At 59.9% G+C, this 17,734-nt stretch carries 21 protein-coding genes; 9 read left to right on the top strand and 12 right to left on the bottom strand.

Going from position 1 to position 17,734, the window contains the following annotated elements; genetic code table 11:
• Window positions 1-63 precede the first annotated feature (63 nt).
• The 11 genes from IPM49_18625 to IPM49_18575 form a co-directional block, all read right to left on the bottom strand.
• Window positions 64-852 carry a hypothetical protein gene (locus IPM49_18625; protein MBK9276535.1) on the bottom strand — a complete coding sequence of 263 codons (789 nt, stop codon included), beginning with the start codon at window positions 850-852 and terminating at the stop codon, window positions 64-66.
• Window positions 853-949: 97 nt separating this feature from the next.
• On the bottom strand, window positions 950-1,765 hold the full coding sequence (locus IPM49_18620) for a hypothetical protein (protein MBK9276534.1): 816 nt from the start codon (window positions 1,763-1,765) through the stop codon (window positions 950-952).
• Between the two features lie 101 nt (window positions 1,766-1,866).
• Window positions 1,867-2,814: a major capsid protein gene (locus IPM49_18615; protein MBK9276533.1), complete on the bottom strand. Its 948-nt coding sequence runs from the start codon at window positions 2,812-2,814 to the stop codon at window positions 1,867-1,869.
• Window positions 2,815-2,832: 18 nt separating this feature from the next.
• A complete protein-coding gene (locus IPM49_18610; protein MBK9276532.1) occupies window positions 2,833-3,201 on the bottom strand; it encodes a hypothetical protein in 369 nt (122 codons plus the stop codon).
• A 10-nt stretch (window positions 3,202-3,211) separates the two neighbouring features.
• Entirely contained in the window at window positions 3,212-4,171 is a 960-nt protein-coding gene (locus IPM49_18605; protein ID MBK9276531.1) for a hypothetical protein, read from the bottom strand.
• A gap of 369 nt (window positions 4,172-4,540) precedes the next feature.
• On the bottom strand, window positions 4,541-4,978 hold the full coding sequence (locus IPM49_18600; GenBank protein ID MBK9276530.1) for an HK97 gp10 family phage protein: 438 nt from the start codon (window positions 4,976-4,978) through the stop codon (window positions 4,541-4,543).
• Window positions 4,975-5,637: a hypothetical protein gene (locus IPM49_18595; GenBank protein ID MBK9276529.1), complete on the bottom strand. Its 663-nt coding sequence runs from the start codon at window positions 5,635-5,637 to the stop codon at window positions 4,975-4,977. The genes IPM49_18600 and IPM49_18595 overlap by 4 nt, the downstream gene beginning before the upstream one ends.
• A 40-nt stretch (window positions 5,638-5,677) precedes the next feature.
• Window positions 5,678-7,105 (bottom strand): hypothetical protein, encoded by a 1,428-nt coding sequence (locus tag IPM49_18590; protein MBK9276528.1) that lies wholly within the window; start codon window positions 7,103-7,105, stop codon window positions 5,678-5,680.
• Window positions 7,105-8,253: a hypothetical protein gene (locus IPM49_18585; protein MBK9276527.1), complete on the bottom strand. Its 1,149-nt coding sequence runs from the start codon at window positions 8,251-8,253 to the stop codon at window positions 7,105-7,107. Before IPM49_18585 ends, IPM49_18590 begins: the two co-directional genes overlap by 1 nt.
• A 106-nt stretch (window positions 8,254-8,359) precedes the next feature.
• The gene (locus IPM49_18580; GenBank protein ID MBK9276526.1) at window positions 8,360-8,752 is read right to left on the bottom strand and encodes a hypothetical protein; all 393 of its coding nucleotides are present in this window, start codon (window positions 8,750-8,752) and stop codon (window positions 8,360-8,362) included.
• Entirely contained in the window at window positions 8,752-10,002 is a 1,251-nt protein-coding gene (locus IPM49_18575; GenBank protein MBK9276525.1) for a DNA modification methylase, read from the bottom strand. The genes IPM49_18580 and IPM49_18575 overlap by 1 nt, the downstream gene beginning before the upstream one ends.
• A gap of 934 nt (window positions 10,003-10,936) precedes the next feature.
• Here IPM49_18575 and IPM49_18570 point away from each other — a divergent pair.
• From IPM49_18570 to IPM49_18545, 6 genes are all read left to right on the top strand, one after another.
• Window positions 10,937-11,185, top strand: coding sequence for a hypothetical protein (locus IPM49_18570; GenBank protein MBK9276524.1), 249 nt, complete (start codon window positions 10,937-10,939; stop codon window positions 11,183-11,185).
• Window positions 11,186-11,210: 25 nt separating this feature from the next.
• The gene (locus IPM49_18565; GenBank protein ID MBK9276523.1) at window positions 11,211-11,591 is read left to right on the top strand and encodes a hypothetical protein; all 381 of its coding nucleotides are present in this window, start codon (window positions 11,211-11,213) and stop codon (window positions 11,589-11,591) included.
• 26 nt (window positions 11,592-11,617) lie between these two features.
• Complete coding sequence (locus IPM49_18560; protein MBK9276522.1) at window positions 11,618-12,541, top strand: helix-turn-helix domain-containing protein; 924 nt, start codon at window positions 11,618-11,620, stop codon at window positions 12,539-12,541.
• The gene (locus IPM49_18555) at window positions 12,510-13,856 is read left to right on the top strand and encodes a replicative DNA helicase (GenBank protein MBK9276521.1); all 1,347 of its coding nucleotides are present in this window, start codon (window positions 12,510-12,512) and stop codon (window positions 13,854-13,856) included. The genes IPM49_18560 and IPM49_18555 overlap by 32 nt, the downstream gene beginning before the upstream one ends.
• Window positions 13,857-14,048: 192 nt before the next feature.
• Window positions 14,049-14,465 (top strand): hypothetical protein, encoded by a 417-nt coding sequence (locus IPM49_18550; GenBank protein ID MBK9276520.1) that lies wholly within the window; start codon window positions 14,049-14,051, stop codon window positions 14,463-14,465.
• 157 nt (window positions 14,466-14,622) lie between these two features.
• The gene (locus IPM49_18545; GenBank protein ID MBK9276519.1) at window positions 14,623-14,967 is read left to right on the top strand and encodes a hypothetical protein; all 345 of its coding nucleotides are present in this window, start codon (window positions 14,623-14,625) and stop codon (window positions 14,965-14,967) included.
• 131 nt (window positions 14,968-15,098) lie between these two features.
• Here IPM49_18545 and IPM49_18540 read toward each other — a convergent pair whose 3' ends face one another.
• The gene (locus IPM49_18540; protein ID MBK9276518.1) at window positions 15,099-15,350 is read right to left on the bottom strand and encodes a hypothetical protein; all 252 of its coding nucleotides are present in this window, start codon (window positions 15,348-15,350) and stop codon (window positions 15,099-15,101) included.
• A gap of 207 nt (window positions 15,351-15,557) precedes the next feature.
• On the opposite strand from IPM49_18540, the gene IPM49_18535 reads away from it, so the two are divergent.
• The 3 genes from IPM49_18535 (at window position 15,558) to IPM49_18525 (ending at window position 17,615) form a co-directional block, all read left to right on the top strand.
• On the top strand, window positions 15,558-15,800 hold the full coding sequence (locus tag IPM49_18535) for an SWIM zinc finger family protein (protein ID MBK9276517.1): 243 nt from the start codon (window positions 15,558-15,560) through the stop codon (window positions 15,798-15,800).
• Window positions 15,801-15,956: 156 nt separating this feature from the next.
• Entirely contained in the window at window positions 15,957-16,643 is a 687-nt protein-coding gene (locus IPM49_18530; protein MBK9276516.1) for a hypothetical protein, read from the top strand.
• A 402-nt stretch (window positions 16,644-17,045) separates the two neighbouring features.
• Window positions 17,046-17,615 carry a pentapeptide repeat-containing protein gene (locus IPM49_18525; protein MBK9276515.1) on the top strand — a complete coding sequence of 190 codons (570 nt, stop codon included), beginning with the start codon at window positions 17,046-17,048 and terminating at the stop codon, window positions 17,613-17,615.
• Window positions 17,616-17,734 lie beyond the last annotated feature (119 nt).

Here is a 17,734-nt window from a genome sequence, read left to right as displayed (position 1 = left end):
GGGTTCAGGTGATGGGCAAGGCTGGCCAGATAAGGCCGCGCCCGCTCCCAGTAGTTATCCGTACTACTTGCCACCAGATAGATCATTGATTAAGTCCACCCACTGTCGCGCCGATTGCTCGACGTTGTAATTGGCGGCTACGTACTCGCGCCGGTCGTGCCCGGCTTCCATCGCGTTTATGGCGTTCGGCAGGTCGTAATAGCTTTCGCCGGTGATGACCTGCAACCCCGCCGCCAACCCCGTGACCGTCCTGTTGTTGCTCTTGACGCGCCCCCACGGCCCCGGATAGGGCGGCAGCAGGGCGATATGATGCGCCGCCAACGTCTCGGCCTCGGTGTCCAGTGTCCATCGCTCGTAAGTGACCGGCAGAACCGCGTCGAGACCGGGGAAATGTAGATCGGGCGCGTCGTCGAAAATGGTCAGCGATATATCATGGCCGTCACCCCGCCAGCGCATCAGGTTGACCACGGCGGCGAAAAGGGCGAGCCGGTTGGCGGCTATTCCGTACCAGATGAGCTTCACCGGCTCGCCGGGCACGTAACGAAGCGGCGGGTCGAAATGCGATAGCTCCACCCGGTCAGGGATGACTGTCATCTTTTTGGTCTCTGTGCCATTTACAGCCGCCCACGCCCCCAAGTCAACGGCCAGCGGTAAGCTGGAGGCGACGATCCAATCGACGTTGTTGACCGCCTCTATCGCGCCTGTCTTGTCAAACCACCACGAGGGGTCACATACATCCCAGACGACAATCCTGCCCAACGCCCGCAACTCGACGGCCAGCGTCGTGGCAATCAGCTTCTGGAATACGTACACCGCCGCATCGGGTAGCTTGCCCTGCTTCACCTCGGCCATCGTGACCACGGTCGCATCGGCTATATACCGCGCGGGCCAGTAGGCACGCATCCGGCTACTACCCCATTCGACCGGCCCCGCCGTGACGAAACAAATGCTATTCATGTTTCAGGGCCTCTATGCGCTCAGCCCACAGAACGCGCCCGCGGTCGGTAGCGTCGTAGACCTCGCGCATTGTGGTCGCGTAGGTGCTCGCGCCCTGCGCCGCGTAGTCCGACGGATGCAAGACGTAATTCAGCATGTGGCCGGGTCGCACGTCGGGGTCGCCCCATAAGTCGTATCCCGCCGCCCGCGCCATGACCGGGTAGCGGATGTCACTGCCCACCGGCCGCCGGTCGTATTGCCCCCGCAATGGGCGCAATAGTTGCTGAAGTGTGTCAACGTCCCCCGCGGCCAGCGCGCCCATGACCTCGGTCAGGTCATAGGGCCACATTGCCATTTCATCCTCGATGACATCCCATTCGCCGCGCAGTACCTTTTGCCGCGTATCCTGAACCACGTCCCGATGAATCAGGACACAGCCCCAGCCCGACGCCCCCAACGGGTGCAAACGCCCCTGCTCCGGGTCTTCGAGAAACGGACGCAAGGGCCACTCGTCACCGGGATGGAACCAGACCGGCAAGAGCGGGCTGTGCCGCCGTTGCAGGTAGTAACCGCTCACATACGGCACGCCGTGCGACCGCAGCTGCTCCAGTGTGTCGGGCGAATAGACCATGTCGCCGTCGAGCATGAGCAGCCACTCATGCTCGCTTGCTATGAATCTGTTAAAGTGCTGCTGCCGAACCTCGTAACCCTTCGTGCCCCGTCCAAAATGGAGGCTGTCGCCGGGTCGTTTGTCCAGCAGTTCGATGCTGTCGCGGCATTCGCCATATTCGATACCGCCCTCAGCAACTCCGATATAACACGTTCCCATTCCCTGCTCCTAAGTCTGGGCCGCGGGGCTGTGGCCACGTCAATAGCGCGGAGCAGGATACGGATTGACGTAACCACAGCCCCGCGGCCCAGACCAACCCACTACTCGATCACGTCCGACCAGAAGTAACCGAGGTCGGCGGCCACCACGCACTGATCCCACTGCTCCTTGTGCTGCAGAACGTCGGCATGACGCGCGTCGTCACGATAGCGATAGATCGTGCCCTCGCCGCCACCGGCGGCCCACGTAAACGTCTTGCCCGCCGTGGCGTCGAAAATGCCCGCGCCGGGGTTGTTGTAAATCAGCAACGCCTTGTCGGCGATGATCGGCGAGGCCGTGAAAGTGCTCGCCTCGTTAGTGGCGTCATAGTTCGCGCGGCAAACCAGAATCTGATTGACGCCCAGCACCGCCGTCAGCGACGACGCCACCAGCGCGTCGGTCGTCGCCATGACGTATTTCAGGCGGTCAACCACGTCGGGATGAATCATCAACGCGCGGTAAGCGTCGTAACCGATGATCAGCGTGTTGGGCACGTAGCCCGTCGCGCCGGAGATCGCGTCAGACGCCAGCAGGATGTCGCCAATGGGGTCGCCGGAGGAAGAATTGTCCCATTTGCGAGCAGAGGTTAAATCCGTGCCCCAGACGCCGGTCTTCATGAAGTCGGCGGCGAATTGCAACTCCTTGCGGAGCAGCGACTTCTGAGCCAGAAACTCGATGGCCACGCGCTCCAGTTCCATCGGAATCTGCGAGTTGGCGCGAACCTCGTCAGCGAGAGCGTAGTCGGCGGCGAATTGACGGGTCGCGTATGTCCCCTTATCCACGCCGAACTCCAGCCGGGCAAACGGGTCGCCGGGCGCGCGGTCGCGCAGCCCGTCGGTGAAAAAATACTTCTTGGTCAGCTTGGCAAAAGAGCCGCTGTCCGAACTCACCGGCACGGAAGGAAACGCCCGACCGGCGACAAAGTTGGCCGCCGATTGCCGGTAGCCGACCATCATGTTGGTCAGCACCGGCTCGACCAATTGAACATCGTTAATCGTTGGAAGTGCCATGTCTTAACTCCATCCCTCCTAGTAGTTCGTCAGGGCGACGAAGACCTCAAACAATTTGCCGCTTGCTCCGACGGTCACGGCGCGACCAATCATCGATGCATTGGCCGTGGTACTCACGATGCATTGCCCCGTCGAATTGCACGTCACCCACGAGCCGCGAGGAATGTCTCCGCCCGCGTAGGCTTTGGTCATACCGGCGGCCACGACCGAAGCCGCCTCATTGGCGACCGGGTCATTTTGCAAAATACCGATATTGGCCGCCGTCTTTGCCCCGACCTTGACCTGACCGGTCGTGTTAAGGGCCACGGCGTGGTACTGCTTGCCGGAAAGGTCGGCGGCCGCCGTCAATCCGTGAATCCGAAGATTGTCTCCGCTGTTCGCTGTCATTGTTATTCTCCTATCGGTAGGCAGCCGCGATCAGGTCGGGCTGTGTCGCGCGTACCCGCGCCATTGCTTGCACATAGTCCATCTTCTCGGCTGCCATCACAGACTTGATGGCCGCGTCAAGTTCCATCACGGGGTCGCCGCTGGGGGCTTGTCCCTCGTGCCCGACGTTGGCCGTCAGCGCACTCACGCGGGCCTGCTCAGCCAACGCCTTAAACCGGCGCATCAACTCGCTGGCCGTCTCGTCGGACAGCCCGGCCAGCAAGGCGGGCAACCCGTCGTCATCGGCCAGCGAGGTCTCGGCCAGTTCGGCGGCGAAACGCTGGACACGCTCGGCCTGCGCCGCTTCGCTTTCCATTCGGGCGATTTTTGCCGCGAGGTCGTCGCGCTCGCTCTCCACCGCCGTCAGCCGGTCGGTGTCCACCGTCGCCACAGGAGCGGGCGGGGGCGTTTCCTCAGGCACGCGGCCCAAAAGTCGATCCAGCCAGCCAACCGGTACAGTTACGGTTTCTCCACTCATTTTCTGTTCTCCTTGTGTAATGTCGGCTGTATACAGGGCCGCCGCCTCGCCCAAGTGGGGCGTGTGCAGCAGCGCGTCGCCAATGATGAGCGGCCCGTCCTGTACATCCCCCGTCTGCGGGTCTTCCAGCCCGCCTTCCCAGACAATCTCAGGGCTGTGGTAGCGAAACGCCCCACGAGCCAACGCCGCCGCGCCTTCGTCGTTGTATTCCGGCACGGCATACAATCCGTCATCGCGCACTTCCAGTGCCACGATATGGCCACCCGCCGGGGTCTCGTCCTTGTGCGATCCCAGCTTTATCGGCGGGCGAAAATGCGGCAAACGGAAACGCGCGGCCAGTTCCCGCGTGACCTCGCGCTTGCGTCCGTTCTTCACAAGTTGCCCAAACGGCAACAGGCGGAAGGGTTCCCCCGCCGCCACGGTCACAAAATCGGTAATTACGTATTCACTCATAGTCGTAAAATGAGAAAAGCCCAGAGCCGCTCCCCTTAAAGGAGCGACGCTGGGCTTATAGCCTCAAACTGTTTCCAGTCGCGTCAACGGGCGGCCAATTGGCCAGTGATCAAGTCATCCACCCGTGAGGTATGAGATTTCAATTCATTCTACAACATGACCGCGCCTTGCGTCAAGTATCCTCTCCATCCGCTGCTGTAATGACGTGCATCCGCCCGCAAGCCGGGCAACGAATCTCGATGTACGCGCCGGGCGGCAAATAGCCCACGAACAACAGCCGGGAGCAATCCGGCGCGCGATGCCGGTACTCCCGCCGCATCCCGTAACGCGACGGCGTAACTGTCACCCTGGTGATCCCCGTTGTGTCAATCATCGCCCGTCCAGAAACGCGGCCAGCCTCTTTGACATTGCCTCGAACAATCGTTCAATGCCCGGCTTCGCCTTCTCTCCGACTTTCTTCAGCGTCCACCATCGCCCCTTGTGCATCCATGCCTGGGTATCATCACCGATGACGTATGGCGCATATTCCAGCCGCGTGCCCAGCCGCGCCTCGTAGCCGCCGCCAATGCGCCGCGTCTCGTAAATCTCGGCTTGCCCGTCCAGCCCGATGCTGCGGCCCATCGTCCCTGTGCGAACGTAACCGCTACCCGACGGCGGGGAGGGGTATTGCGGTACGCTGCCCTGAACATGCAACAACGATTGTTTCATCGTTTGTTCCATCTCGCGCTCCAGCCGTTCCGGGTAGTTGCGCATCCGCTGGGCAAGGTCAGGCGGGTTGAATGTCACCTCGATGTCAATCTGTGTCATGGCGTGCCTCCCATCGGGTCGAATAATCCCGCCGCCGCCTCGTCATCCGATAGCGCGGCGAGGACTACAGGGGTTAGCCAGCAACGGCAGCCGGGATGCCCTGGCGGCACGATCACGGTCATCGGCGCCCTCAGGGCTTTGGCCAGTTCGGGGTTGGCGGCCAGCACCGCCGCGGAAAACTCCCAGCCCCCGCGCAGGTCAACGTAGGAGCCGTGCAGCTTGCTGCATATCGGGCATACCATCTCGTCTCGCGCCGTCTGCCAGCGTTTTCCGTCCACCACGCCCGACGCCTTCCACGCCATGACGTTGCCGCTGGCGTAAATGCGCGTCACTTCGGTCACGGCGATCATGTGCGCGCGACGGTCGTCAAACAGCCCGCGCAACCGTAGCTCCAGTTCTGGCAACGGCGCGCCGGATTTGACCCAGCGGGTTATCTCGTCCGTCACGCCGCGCCGGGTCGTCTCGTTCACCGCCCACGCCCACGGGTAGGCCCCCTCACTGGTCAGACCGGGCAAGGGCTTGTCACCGAGATACATGTCGAGCCAGTCCAGCGCGTCCTGATTGTACGCTTCCCAGTCTATCGAGATGCCGCCGATACGACCGGCGTCGCCACCGGCCAGCAGGATGTTCATCGTCAACTCGGCGAACTCGCTGCGCAAGCCCGACAAGTACCGCCGCCACCATTCCACGGAGTAGATGCTATCGGCCATGTTCGCGCCTCGCCTGTCGCATTACATCGTTCTGTTGCCGGGCCAGAAACACCGCCATTTTCTTTTGCCACTGCCTCTCCCACTTCTGCCGGGCCGCGTCATCGCCGTCGGCGGCGTATTCCTCCGGCTCAACCTCGGCGGTCTGCCGGTCAATGGTTGGCATTGTCATTGCCTGTCGCGCTGCCTCGGCGCGGGCAGCCTGGGCCTCGTCACGGTCGGCCTGAATTGTCTCCACGTCCCGCACCGGCAAGCGAAAGATGGAGCGCAACCAGACCTCGTCATCCGCCGACCACGTCAGGAACCCGCTTTGCCCGATTTGCCCCAGCGCGGTCGCGATTTGCTCCGGCTTCAGCCCGCCCGCGGGGCTGTGGGTCAGTCGCACGCCGTGCGGGTCGAGGCCGTTAAGGCTCAACAGCCGCTCGACCGCGAACTTGGTAAACGTCTCGGCCATCGTGTCGGCCACGGCGTTTAACGTCAGGGTGAAGAAGTCCTGCGAGCCGGAGTAGGTGGCCAGCGCGCCGATGTTGTCCATCCCCAACATGATGAACTGCGCCAATGCACTCATCAGGATGCGCTTGTCATAGCGACTAATCACCGCGTCGGTATTGTTCGCCCCCGTGCCGCCCGACGCCGCGAGCCGGAAGTCCCAGCCAAACGGGATGACCAGCCCCGCGTTGCTGTCGTTGCGCACGGACTTGGCCAACTGCCGGGCGCGGCCCACGTCGGTGTCTTCGCTGTCGCTTTCCGTCGTGTCAGCCCCCTCCGGCAACTGGACAATGGGAAGGCCCGCAAGGTTGCGCTCGATACCGATTGCCTCGACGTGCTGAATGTTTTTGGCGTAATACCACGACGGCCACGCCGGGCGCAAGATGCTGAACCCCTCAGGATTGCCACGCGCCCGGCGAAAGCGATAGATGACCATGCGCTCAATAGGAACGGGAGCGGGGTTAAGGTGCGGCCATTGCTGAATGCCCGCCATGCCTCCATCTTCATCGTACAGCCACCGCTGTAATGTGTCATGCCCCAGCGGCCGAAACTTGCGCCACAGGATGCGCCCGTCACGCTGCTGGTAGGTGATTGAAAACATCGACCACCCGTACCACAGGAAGTCGAGCGCGTCAGTCACGTGGTCGTTCCAGCTATGGGACAATGCGCCAAACGATTCGTTGAGCAACTCCAGCCGCGGGTCGTCCTCGCCCTCGTCGCTTATGAACTGCCAGTCAATATCGCGCAGCGGCATCTCGACGGCCAGACGCAACGCCCCAACCGTCGCGCTGTTGTAGAGCATCTCCCTGACCCGCTTGGCCTTGTTCGCCGCGCCACGCCACTCGTCAAGAAATTCGTCGCCCGATTCCCCCCAACCGCTGGTGTTCAATCCTATATCGCCGATGTCGTTATACAGATTTTGCTTCGCCATTAGAACCTCTGCCACCTGCTTTGTTGTGCCGCCTGTCGCGGTATGGGGGCCGGTTGCCTGTCCACGCCGTGCCACGCCAATGCCAATGCCATAACCATATCGTCATGCAAACCCGACGGCGCGCTGTAGCTCATGCCGCCGGCCAGCCGCTTGCCCTCGTAAGCCTGAAGCTCTCCCACCTGAATCGGGTCGGGCAATATCCTGATTGTCCCGTGTTCAAACGCCGATTGCAACGCCTGAATAAGCGGCTGTTTCGTCGCCGCCGACGTATGGAAGGGGACAATGCTCATGCCGCGGCCGCGCAAGTGGTCAATCACCGGCTGGCCGATGCTGTTGTCCTCGATGATCATCGTCTGGACATTCCAGCGATTATAAGCGGCATGAATACGATCTTCGAGCGCGGTATAGCCGACGCGGTTAAACCGGTCAATATAGACCTGTTCGCGCGTCCGGGCGTCAAGAATGCTGATCACCGTGAAGTCAGCGGCGTCGGCCACGTCAACCCCGGCGACATAGGCGCGGCCGGAGACCGGGCCGTCGAGGGGCGTGGCCGTAGCGCATTCCATGACGCGGTGAAAGACGCCGCCTAGATCGTCATGGAATATGCCGAGTATCTCCTGCTCAAATACCCGCTCCGGCATGGACTGCCACATCTGGACAATCTCAGAGAAGGGCACGTCGGGATTTTCCAGCGGGTGCGGGTCGTGTACCAATTCGCCATCAACCACCTTGACGCCCCGCGTCGGTATCTGCCACGCCATGTAATCATCATGGTCTTGTGCCTTGCTAAATTCCTGATGAAACCAGTTACGCCCCTTCGGAGTGCCAATGCCCCACGCCCAACCGCCGGTATCAATCAGCATCGGCCGCAAGACCTCGATCCATGCGTCACCCTTGATAAAAGCCGCTTCGTCCATGACCACGCCATCGGCCGTGTAGCCGCGCACATTGTCGGGATTGTCCAGGCTGCGGAAAACGATAGTGCCGCCCATCTGTGGCAGTTCGTATGTCATCCGGCTCAGGTTGATTGTCCCTGCCGCGCCTAATGCTCGCTTGACTTCACCCATGCCGATACGCACCTGATCATACGTCGGGGCGCCCCAGATGTAAGTGCCGCCCCGGATAGCCGCCTCCACGACAATCGACATGGCGAGGGTTGTTTTCCTCCAGCGCCTCCCCGCCGATAGCCAGTTGAATCGGCGGGCGTGGCTCAATACGTGCCGCTGGCCGGGGTGCGGGTGGGGGAGCTTAATCCTACCCTTCGCTCTCATTGCGCCAATCATTGATGTATTCAACCTGGATAGGTGCGCCGTCCACACCGGTAACCTCTTGCCGTTCCCCCCAGCCCCGCCGCTTGGCTTCGGGCGATGCCTTCAACGTCCAGATGACGGCCGTCATGTTGCGGTCAAGAACCTCAGCCCGCAATGCGCTCTCGGCCATGTCCACCAGTGATTCCCGCTCTTCCTGCAGCACCTGCTGCAACGCCGGAGACCGCGCAATGCGGGCGTGGAGCGACGTCCGGCCGATGCCCAGCCCACGCGCCGCCGCTGTGACGTTGCCCGCCGCCTTGCGAATGGCGTCCTCGATCTGGACAACCGATGGCCGCTTTTTTATGGGGTGTGTGATTTTGTCAGATTTCGCGGCCATTAGTCGATTAACTCCGGCGTGATACCGAAGGCATCACTGTACCGCTGCAACGCCACCGCCACATACCCCGGCGAAATCTCAACCCCCCGACACACCCGCCCCGTATTCTCCGCCGCAATGAGAACAGTCCCGGAGCCTGAAAACCAATCCCCCACAATCTCGCCCTCACGGCTACAATGTATGATCGCGAACTCAGGTAACCTCACTGGTTTTTGACTTATATGTATCCGGTTAGCTCCCGGCGATGCCTCGGCTTGTGGGATATCCCAAACATCGCCTATGCTCCGATCCTCGATTTTCCAAAGCTCATAATCCTTTATTCTGCTTGCGAATCTGGCGTTAAAACCAGTGTTCAACGCATACAGAATGAATTCGTGCTGGGGCCGAAAATTCGCCCCCATCCTCATCGCACCATGAACCCAGACAATCAGATTCTTGGGATCAATCTTTCCCAACCCAAACAGCATCGGATAACTACGCCAATCACAACAAATAAATAAGGCCCTTCCACGCTCCACACAGGGCAAGGTAGCATCTAACAACTTCTCATAAAACGGGCGAATCATCCCAAAGTCTGTAATCTCTAGTTTTCCTGTCGAACTTGCAAAAGTAGCAAATGGGGGATCAGTAAACACCATCCCCGCCATCTTCCCCCCCATCACCCGCTCCACCACATCCCCATCCGTACAATCCCCACAAATCAACCGATGCTCCCTCCCCGCCGTCCGGCTCGACAATCGCCATATCTGCCCTGTTTCCACCCCCCACTTCACCCGCAGATCCTCCGCCCGGTCAATCTTCGGCTCGGCGTCCTGCGGGTCTTCCTGTGGCGGGTACAGCCCCGCCCCCTCAGCCAACTCCGCCAGCATCTGCTGCACCGCCGCCTCGCCACTCTGCACGCTCGATAGCAGCGCGTCAAGCGCCCCGGCGTCGGCCGTCGCCATTGCCGCTAAAGGGTCGTGGGTAGCGAGAAGGTAGTCGGCCTCGGCGTCGTCAACATCCAGCACCAGCACCGGCCACGTCTGCGGGGCGGCGTCTTTGCGTAGATGGCCGTCAATGACGACCAGCGCCCCGCCCTGCCGCTGGCTGCGGTAGGCTAACAGAGCGCCCGCAATGCCGACTTCATTGAGGACGCCTTTCAGCGCCTCAGCCTGGGCAGCCGGATGTTCTCTCCAGTTGCCGGGGTGTTCCGTCAAGTCGGCAGTCTTGATATATTCAAGTCCCAAGATGCGATTGCGGTAATTTGTCATAGCATAACGTTACGTCAAGCGCCCCTCCCTGCCCGTATTATGCCACATCCCTACATACAGCGTCAACACAAGCCTGTCTATCACCAGCAGGAACACATATACAGATGTGTCTATATGTACCATTTTGCTCATATTGGCTATTGACAATCATATCGAAATGACATATACTGTGTACATAGTTAAGCGAGCAAAAGGAGAAACGAAATGACGCAGGTAACATTCAGTGACAACCAATTTCAAGCAGCGCACGGACGCAAGCCGAGAGGCACGGGCAATTGGTGGTTTCGTTTCAGTGGCAACGGGCGCAGTGAGCAAAATTGGCACGGAACATTCAGCGAGGCAAAGAAACAGGCTATGGCCTTCGCAAAACAGAACGGCTTTGACCGGGTGGAAGTGGGTAGCTGAGATAGGCAGACAGGTAAATAGGAGAAACGAAATGCACGAATACAATGGCAAGAAATACGCGACCGCAGGAACCTTGGAGGGTGTGGTAACCCTCAAGGTGAAAGCACAGGAGCAACTATGACCCGCAAGCGCGATCACAATGAACGGCTACACTTTGCGATAGAGGAACTAAAGATGGCCGGCAATGACTATCAGCCGACCCGGCTGAGCATCCGGCGGGCCATGATGGAGAAATACGGGTGCAGCCACGCCGCAGCCTATCGGACAGTGACGAAGGCGGCGCGTATGCTGAAGGGGCAGCCCGTCGCGGGGTGGGGTGGGCGGCGCGAGGGAGCGGGCAGACCACCCAAGGCAAGTGAAGAGAGTAGCGCGAGTTAGCGGCTAAAGTCGTGGTGATAACAACACAAAGCGGCTACTTGGGGGAGTAGCCGCTGCGCGACAGGGGGACGGCGAGACGCAAACTGAAGCATCTAAGTATTTGACAAAGTACCATGTTGTATTATATAATAACCTTAGTGGGATAATCCACATGGAGGTGTTGTCAATGGCAAGAGAGAAAGCCCTCGATAGGGACCAAAAGAATATCCGCCTATCCTCAGCCCTTCGCGCTGAACTGAGCGCGACCGCCAAGCGAGAGAAACGAACCGAGAGCGCCGTCATCGAAGCCGCCCTGGAAGAATATTTCCAGCGGGGAGAATCAACCGGCCTCCCCGACGAACTCATCCTCGCTGTTGAGGAATATCTGGCCCGGCAAGGGTATCACCCCGCGACAGGGTGAGCAAGTTGAAAGGCAAGGTGAGACCATGAGATTGGCAACACGCCATGACGCAATCCAGATAAGCCGCGAGTGCGATATTTGCGGCGAGACGTTTCAGAGCAAAAACCCACAGGCCGCGTTCGCAATGGCCGCCGGAAAGCTGCGCGTCTGCGATACCTGCCGCCGGGCCGGGGCGCGGACACAACTCCCATACAGCGAGTACATCAAATCCGACGGCTGGAAGGAGCGCCGTCTGCGGGCGCTGGCTCTGGCTGAGAACCATTGTCAGGTGTGCCACGCGGAAGCGCGGCTCGACGTCCACCACAACACGTATGAGAGGTTAGGCCACGAACGCGACGCCGACCTCGTGGTGCTGTGTCGTGGATGCCATGACCTATTCCACAATGACGGCCGTCTGCCGTACTAAGGGGATGGGTTATGAGCGTAAAGGTAATGAGCGCCGTATGGGAATACGGCCCAACAGATTCAACCCAGCGATTCGTGTTATTGGCATTGGCCGATAACGCCAGTGACGACGGCGGCAACGCCTATCCGTCGATACCGGAGATAGCTCGCAAGTGCGCCCTGTCTAAGCGAACTGTCATCCGCGCCCTCGATGCGCTTGTCAAATCCGGCTATCTGATTCGCCGTCGCCGCCAGGACACGTCCAACATGTACCAGATAATCCTCACATCGTTGGTAAGTGACAAAATGACACATCCCGTAAGTGACAAATTGGCACATTCCAGTGTGCCAATTTGTCACATTGGAATGTGTCAGGATGACACCCCAGGGGGTGACACTGTGTCACCTAAACCATCCATTAACCATCCGATTAACCATCCTACTACTACGCCGCCCAAGCCGGAAGAAGTAGAAGTAGTTTTAGATGCCCCGGTTCTCGCCCTTGCTGAGCACTTCGCCACGAAAGCGGGAATCGTAGCCGGCGTGCCTGATGTCCATGCGTCGATGTACCAGGACTATTGGAAACCAACGCTGAGCGCCATCTTGAACCGGGTTGGCGGCGATGAAGAAATGGCGCGGGTAGTGGTTGACGCCTCGATTGCGTTTTGTTGGGGGAAGGGTACGAACACGAGCGGGAAAACCTACCCGCTATCCAACCCGCACAGCATCAGGAACATCTACATTAACCGGGCCTCCGAACTGTCGGCGCACGCCGTCACCGCCGACGACGATTCCATCTGGCAGCGCGCTATTCAGGCTATCACCCGCCGCGACTACTCAGACGAGCGGCTCAAAGCGGCTATCCGGGCCATCGGCGGCAGCGACCGCATCGCCACCGCCAACGGCAAAGACACCGACTATCTCAAGAGGAATTTAGGCAATGAATATCGACGAATATCAGCCCCCGTGTGACGTGGAGGCGGAGCAAGCCGTGCTTGGCTCATTGCTCATCGACCCTGACGCCTATTACGACGTGGCCGAAATCCTGGAGCCGACCAGTTTCTACCGGCCGCCGCATCAATGGATTTACGAGGCCATCGGCAACCTGTACGGCCGCAGTGAGCCGCTTGACCTGTTGACCCTGTCCGCAGAATTGCGGCGTATCGAGCGGCTGGAGGATAGCGGCGATCAGCCCTATATCCTTGACCTTCTGAATACCGTCCCCACGTCGATCAACGTCGCCCACTACGCCGGTATCGTGGCCGAGAAAGCCGCCCGCCGCCGTCTGATTCACGCCGCCGGACAAGTCGCCAAAGTCGCCTACAACCAGGCTCTGCCGATTGATGAGGCGTTCGCCTCCGCAGAGGCGGCCGTATTCGACGCCGGCAACAATGCCAATCGGGGAACCGTCCTATCACCCCGGCGATACATGAGCGACTACATCGACAGCTTCATGGCCGATGTCGTGTCAACCGATACGCCGCGCATTATCGGCAGCGGCCTTCTTGACCTTGACCGCTTCCTCGGCGGGTTTGAGCGGCCGCATCAATACCTCATTGCCGGGCGCACGTCGATGGGCAAGTCGTCACTGGCGCTGGGCATCGCCCTGCACGCGGCCATGAAACAGGGCAAGCGGGTGCTGCTATTCAGCCTGGAGATGAGTCAGGAGCAAATCACAAACCGGCTCGTATCACTCATGACACGCATCCCCGTGGAACGCCTGAAACCGGCCCGACGGCGGGAACTATCCACCCAGGATCAGGCGCTCGTCATGAAGGCCGGGGGTAAGCTGGCCGATAGCAGTATCTACATCGACGCGACGGCGGGCATACGGCCGTCGGATGTACGCGCCCGCGCCTCGCGTATCTTCGCCGCCCACGGCCTCGACATGGTGATTGTTGACCATATGCACATCATGCCGGCCAACCAGCCGACCGGCAATGAGGTGCAAGACCTGGGCGCTATCGCAATTGACCTCGCCAACATCTATAAGTCGCTCAACGTGGTGGGATTGACACTGGCGCAACTGAACCGGGGCGTTGACGCGCGGGCAATCAAGCGGCCTATGCTCTCGGATTTGCGACAGTCCGGGCAAATCGAGGAAAACGCCTATGCCGTGCTCTTTATCCACCGCGACAGCTATTACGACGATACCGCCCCTGTTACCGACGCTGAGGTCATCATTGCCAAAAACCGCGACGGGGCAACGGGCAGTGTCACTATCGGATGGAAACCGGAAATGGCGACGTTCGTCAGCCGGGCACATCCGGGAATGGAGACATTATGAGTAAATCGACAATATCCCAGGCCCTCGCCGTGACGCTCTCCGGCGCAGACGGCCCCGACGAGACGAAAGACGCCACCATCGCCCGGCTTCAGCGGCTGGTCGTCAGGCTGTCGGCGCGGTTGTGGGAGGTGCCGTCATGGCGTGTCAGGGCAGGAGGGAGGTGACGCGATGAGCCGCCTGTTGCCTGCGGCCATGCTGCTGGCCGCGCTCGTTGCGCCGAGGACGTCGCCACAAACCGGCTACGTCTCGCGCTATGACCCCGGCGTGTTCGAGGGGGTTGTCGCCCATCGGTTCGCCAACGACTGGTGGCGCAACACGCCGCCGGACGACTGGCAGACTGTTGCCGGTTACGCGGCGACAACCGATTGCGATCAGGTTGGCAAGGTCGTGCTCATGCGGCCCGTCGGTGCAGAGACGTGGGAGCGGGTGCTCGTGGGCGATTGCGTCGGCGACGTCCAGACGATGGACTGGATGCTGGACAACAACATTGTGGCCGAACTGGACTACGAACTATTCACCCGCTGGGCATCCGAGTACGGCCTGCCGCTGGCTGTGGAAATGCGATCGGAGGGAGTCCGTTATGATTACGCTCTGTGGAGGTATTTATGAATCACAAAATTGAGGTGAGTCGTTGCCGCATTCTGAGCGGCTACATGGCGTTGGCGCGGGACAGGAATAACCAAATTATACAGGTGATTTTCGGCGATTCGCCGGACGCGGCGCGGGGCAGGATGCGCCGATGGTTCAGCCGGGCGGGAGAATCGAGATGAGCGCGTCCGGCCTGGAGGAGACGCTATTGTTTTATCTGCGCATTAACGACATGCCGGCGCCGATGACTGAGTACAGGTTTCACCCGCGTCGTCGCTGGCGGTTTGACCTGGCATGGCCGGAGCATCGGGTCGCTGTCGAGATACAAGGCGGTATCTACATGGCGAAATCCGGCCATAACACGGCCGCCGGAATCACCCGCGATTGCGAGAAGGGCAACGAGGCAATTGTCACTGGTTGGAAGGTACTGCATGTTACTAGGGAGCAAATCGAGAACGGCGCGGCGATTGACTGGATACGTCGGGCATTGATGGAACAGGCGACCGAGCCGCCGCCATTCTGAGGTGTAACATGAGCGACAAAAACGCATGGCGGCGCTGGTGGTTCCAGACCGACGAGCTACGGGCAATGCGCGACCTGAGCGCGGCACTGACGGCGCTGTCGGCGTTAACCGCTGAATGGGAACCGGCGTGATTAGGTTCCATTTTCGGCGGGCTTCACGACGCCAATGGCACGCAACGCCGTTTCAACCTCGCCGCTATCGGCGCGGTAAGCCTCGGCCAGCGATTCAAGCATGTCACGGACGGACGGCTGGCCGTAATACGTACCATGCCGACTGACCTGGAAGGCCAGAGCCTTAGCCAACTCCATAAGCGAATCCCTGGCCTCTACGGCAAGAACCGGCCGATAGTCTTTAATCTCTTGTTTTGCATCTCTAGGTGACATATGTACATAGTAAATCAATCAATCTTGAAAGTCAATAGTTTTGGGTATTGACAACTATGTACATAGATGCTATACTATGTACATAGTTAGGAATTAAGCGAACAGGAGTACACAGAGATGATAACACAACCCGCAACCCAAGACCTATCCACCGCCATCCAGACAGCCGCCGCCCGCATCGCCGCCCGTCACCCGCACCTGGCGAGCATGGCCGACAAAGCGGCCGAGTACGCCGAGCGCGATAACGGCGTGCTCGTCCTGTCGGCCAAGTTGGTACACGTCCGCAACGCCGCTGGCACGACCTACCGGCTCACATACACCCCCGACAATGGCTGGCAATGCACCTGTCCGGCGTTCGCCCGGCGCCCGGCGGTCATCAATGGCCGCTCCTACTGCAAGCACATCATGGCAATGGCCATCCACGAACGCATCAATGGAGGCCTCCAATGAACGGACGTGACGACGAACTGGACATCTACGGGCCGCAAGACGACGACGAATGGCAACAGCAGGCCGAAGAAGAGGCCGCGCTGGCTGACTACTACGAGACCCTGTACTGGTTTCTGGCCGGTACGAGATAAACAGCAACCACAAGGAGAATCTATCATGACACTGGCCATCATCGAGGAGGCGGAGGCGACTATCCGCGACACTATCAAAGCCCCCGGCCTTACCCTTGAGCGCGTGGTCGAAGTGTGTGGCACATACGGGGCATCTTTTTCTTACCGGGTCAATCCCACGGCGACGATGGGATTTGGAACGCCATGGTATCGCACATTATCCGAACTGCTCAGCTCAGTCCTGGACACGCTGGAGCACATTCAATCAAAAGGAGAAATAGACGTGAACATATTTTCGACAGATTTATTCGAGTGGTTGTCGGCTGAAATGATCGGCCACAACAAAACAGTCTCGATGACTATCAAGGATGTATTCGAGGACAAGGTCGGGGGGCCGCGTGGCGAACAGACGAAAATAATCGTTTCGTTTGTTGAACGCCCAAAGAAGCTCATCCTCAACAAAACCAATGCTCGGGCATTTGCCGCGTCTCTGGGTGCAGAGACAGACCGCTGGCGTGGCGCAACGGTTACGCTAGGCGTGGATATGGTCAAGGTCGGCGGCGGGAATGTTCCGTCCATCCGCGTCAGAGGGGCAACCCCGGCGGCGGCAAAAACGAATGTGCGCCAAAACGCTGTGGATGTCCAGAGTAACGGCGTCGCCCCGTCCGCACAAGACGACATGTTCGGGGACACGCCCGTCGCCGTCGTCGCCAACGGAGCTTACGAGGAATAAGCGCTAACCCCGCTGCCCGACTCGTGACGTGGCTTGTACCGGCACAGCATCGGCCACGGCAATCATGACCAGCTAGACGGTCAGGCGGCGGGGGACTTCAGGAGACAACACAATGACCACAATCTTTTTATCCTTCCTCGGCATTCTCGCTTTCATCGTCCTCCTGTTCATCATCGAGCGGATTTATTACGCGCTCTTTCCTGAAAAGGACGAGCGATAAGGTTGATTCACTCCGGCGGCCAGTCAAAGCCACCGGATGAAAACCGGCATGGGGCGACTTGCCCGTAGCCGGAAAGGGCGCGGACTGTCTGGCATGTGTTCCACGCAACGGTAGTTAAGAGACCGCCGCCTGAGTCGTATTTGCGCCCGACGGCTCAGGCGGCAAAGCCGGAGGCAGACGAAATGAACTGGAACGAAACGCGAAGACAACTGATTGAGTTGGGAGTACCGGAGGGACGGCTGCCGGAGGAATGGCAACCATATATTGATTTGAGCGGTCTTGACCTTTCCGGGGCAGACCTTTCCGGGGCAGACCTTTCCGGGGCAGACCTTTCCGGGGCAAACCTGCGCAGGGCCTACCTGCGCGGGGCAGACCTGAGCGAGGCCGACCTGAGCCGGGCCGACCTGAGCGGGGCCAACCTGAGCAAAGCAAACCTAAGCAAGGCTTTCCTGAGCGAAGTAAACCTGTTCGATGCCAACCTGAGATGGGCCAACCTGAGCGAGGCCAACCTGACCGGGGCCAACCTGAGATGGGCCAACCTGAGCGGGGCCTACCTGCGCGGGGCCGACCTGAGATGGGCCAACCTGCGCGAGGCAGACCTGAGATGGGCTAACCTGAGTGGGGCAACCCTGAGCGAGGCTAACCTGAGTGGGGCAACCCTGCGCGAGGCCGACATGGTCAATATTGATCTGACCGGGGCCAACCTGACCAGAGTTATCACCCAGCCCGTGGCACGTAAAGAACAAAAATGAGGCAAATCATGGAACTGTTACTGCTCATTGCCGGGGCCGCCGTCGGTCTCGGCATTTTGTACCTGATATGGCGCGGCCTGCGGGGGCTGATCGACTTCCTTGAAAACGACGGCCCCGAC

Source organism: Flavobacteriales bacterium (assembly GCA_016715895.1).
GTDB lineage: Bacteria > Bacteroidota > Bacteroidia > Flavobacteriales_F > PHOS-HE28 > PHOS-HE28.
Note: the sequence above shows the minus strand (reverse complement) of the source record. Positions and strands in the feature narration are given on the sequence as shown.